We start from the raw sequence: 1,499 nt of genomic DNA on the forward strand, positions 1-1,499 counted from the left end.
ATTGTACTCAATAGGATATATCGTTGTGGGTTTCTTGCTTACAGAAGCGTTTTCCTTTAACCAATCTTCTATATCTGCTGCTGAAAAAACAGCTAACAAATTAAGCTTTTCATTATACTTTTTAAAAACTGTAGCAAGTTGTTTTTCTTCTTTTTCGGTCACCTCTGTTGAAGATCCAAGAACATTGAAAACATCATCCATAATGGCTTCCTTTTCTTGATCTACTACTTCTAACTTATTTACCTCTTCTTTATATTCACTAAATTTCATAACGGAATGGATTAGAAAAACAAATCCAAACACCAATGATATAAGTGTAGCTAGAAGTAAATAATTCGTAAGTTTCTTTTGGGCGTTGAAAAATCGAGATACTTTTTGAAATGGTTTCTTTACTTCCACTTTATACACTTCATCTATCTCATCAGAAAAGTCAACATCCGTTTTCATACTTTCTAATACATCTCTACATTTTATACACGAATTCATATGTTCCTCAATGAAATTAACACTATCTTTACTGCACAAATGATCGATATAAGATGGTAGTAAATCTCTCACTATATTACATTTATTGTCCAATGTTATCCTTACCCCTTTCTCTTAATTTCAACTTAGCCCTATAAAAAGTAACTCTCGCCCAGTTTTCATTTTTTAGCTGAATTTCTCCTATTTCTTTGAAACTAAGACCACCTAAGATTCTCAAAAGTAAAACCTCTTTATATGGTTCTTCAAGTAAGTGTATTATTCGGTATAGGCCAATTTTGTCTTCCGAATGAATAAATTCAGCTTCAGGAGAGGTATGTAATGTGTAGTCTAGCGGCATTTCTCTAAGTTGCTTCCTATTTCTTTCAAGGTATTTGTAATAGGAGTGCTTCGCTATTTGACAAAGCCAAACTGACATTTTACATTCACCATTATATCTATCAATGGATTTTACAGCTTGATAGAAGGTTTCTTGTGTTAGTTCTTCTGATAAATCTGCGTTGTGACAAAGACACATTAGATATTTAAATATTTCTTCAGCATAATTGCTATAAATTTCATCTAGTTCTCCCAAGCCTTTTCCTCCTTTCGTCTATATATCCGATTAAAGTCATTTTCGTTACAAAAAAAATCATAATTTTTATAAATTTTTTAATAGCCAATAAAAAAACGCCACACCAATGGCGGCTAATGTATTTGAATTCAACATAATTTGTAAAATTACCTGCTAATGAACCTGCTCCGTTAGCGGCACAAGATAAGGCTCTACTTCTTATTGAAGTAAAGCAGTTGAAGAACATCTATTATCAATTAACTGATAACTGTACTAAATCGTACAAATAATTAACTACTTTGCCCATTTTCCAAGCGATTATAGCTAAACTGACTGCAATTACAGCTAAACTTCCAACCTTTATAACCTCTAATTGTTCCTTATTCACTAAAATAACCCCCATTTTTTTCCTTTATGGAATTATATACTCCAACATTAATAATAATCCTTCTTCAGCTAACCT

3 protein-coding genes are annotated in these 1,499 nt (G+C 31.7%); all 3 read right to left on the reverse strand.

Going from position 1 to position 1,499, the window contains the following annotated elements; all coding sequences use genetic code 11:
* Positions 1–579 (reverse strand): zf-HC2 domain-containing protein (locus V7659_RS30475; RefSeq protein ID WP_335543753.1); only part of this gene is annotated, 579 nt, incomplete at its 3' end.
* The gene (locus V7659_RS30480; RefSeq protein ID WP_335543754.1) at positions 569–1,057 is read right to left on the reverse strand and encodes an RNA polymerase sigma factor; all 489 of its coding nucleotides are present in this window, start codon (positions 1,055–1,057) and stop codon (positions 569–571) included. The genes V7659_RS30475 and V7659_RS30480, both read right to left, overlap by 11 nt.
* Before the next feature lie 232 nt (positions 1,058–1,289).
* Positions 1,290–1,424 (reverse strand): hypothetical protein, encoded by a 135-nt coding sequence (locus V7659_RS30485; protein ID WP_335543755.1) that lies wholly within the window; start codon positions 1,422–1,424, stop codon positions 1,290–1,292.
* Between the last annotated feature and the right edge of the window lie 75 nt (positions 1,425–1,499).

This window comes from Neobacillus drentensis, assembly GCF_036966985.1.
GTDB lineage: Bacteria > Bacillota > Bacilli > Bacillales > Cytobacillaceae > Neobacillus > Neobacillus drentensis_E.